General features: G+C 67.5%; 1 protein-coding gene. It reads left to right on the plus strand.

Annotation, left to right across the window (positions count from 1 at the left end):
• Window positions 1-142: 142 nt before the first annotated feature.
• Window positions 143-1,075, plus strand: a complete 933-nt coding sequence (locus C2142_RS37340) for a terpene synthase family protein (RefSeq protein WP_241003061.1) — start codon at window positions 143-145, stop codon at window positions 1,073-1,075.
• Window positions 1,076-1,179 lie beyond the last annotated feature (104 nt).

Genomic DNA, 1,179 nt, shown 5'->3' on the forward strand with positions numbered 1-1,179 from the left:
TGATCTTGATCGGGGAGCCGGCAGGCCCCCAGGCACGACACGAGAGACACAGGGGCGGGCCGTGACAGAAATCCGTATGCCAGAATTCCATGCTCCATTCCCACTGGAATGCAACCCTCACCTGCGGGAAGCTTCCAAGATCATGTGGGAGTGGATCGATCTCCGCGGGCTGGCGGCGACACCCAAGGCCCGCGCCCGCATGCTCAATACCGGGGCCGACCTGTCGGGCGCCTACGTATGGCCGCGAGCCGGACTCGGCATGCTGTCACTGGGGCTGAAGTGGCTGGCCCTGACGTTCCGCATCGATGACCAGCTCGACGAAGACGACTCGGACGAGCAGCCCGGGTCCCGTGCGAGGTGCATCGAGGAGCTGTGCGGGATCCTGCACGACGTTCCCGCGCCGCAGTCCCCGGTCGCCGACGCCCTGCACGAACTGTGGAAGGAGACGCGCACGGGCCGGCCGGCGAGCTGGCAGCGCGTCTTCGTCGCCGACTTCGAGGCGTTCCTGCGCTCCTACGCCCTGGAGGCAGAGCTCAAGGCCGCCGGCCGAATACCGGAACTCCCCGAGTACCTCGGGTGGCGGATGTACTCGGTCGGCATGCCGTGGCTGTGGGACCTCGACGAACTGCGCCTGCCGCTCCACCTCCCCGACAGCGTGCGCAACTGCCAGACGATGAGCACTCTGCGCCGGGCAGGATCACTGCACATCGCCCTGGTCAACGACGTGTTCTCCGTCGAGAGGGAAAGCATCACCGGTTACCCCTACAACGCCGTCTCCCTCACCATGCAGGCACAGGGCTGCTCCTTGCAGGAAGCAGTGGACCAGGTCGCCGACCGGGTCACCGAACACGCCCAAGCGGTCAGCCGCATGCTCGAACGCCTTCCCACAGAACTCCGGCACCAGCAGTTGCCCCCCGACGTCCGCACAGCCGCCCTCGACCACTCCGAGAACATCGCCCTGAACCTACGCGGACAACTTGCTTGGCACGCTTCAGTGCGCCGCTACGCCACCACCGACATCACCGAGCAATGGGCAGGGAACTACCCCGCCGATCTGCTGCGCCAGGCAGGCTGACCGGGTCGGCCCCACGGCATCGACGGCGTCGTCCGCCTTCCCCGCACGGGACATAAGAGGCCGGTCCCGCCCGGCTGCTGGCGCCGGGGAGCGGACGGCGCCTT

This window comes from Streptomyces sp. CB01881 (genome assembly GCF_002953255.1).
In the GTDB taxonomy this organism is placed as follows: domain Bacteria; phylum Actinomycetota; class Actinomycetes; order Streptomycetales; family Streptomycetaceae; genus Kitasatospora.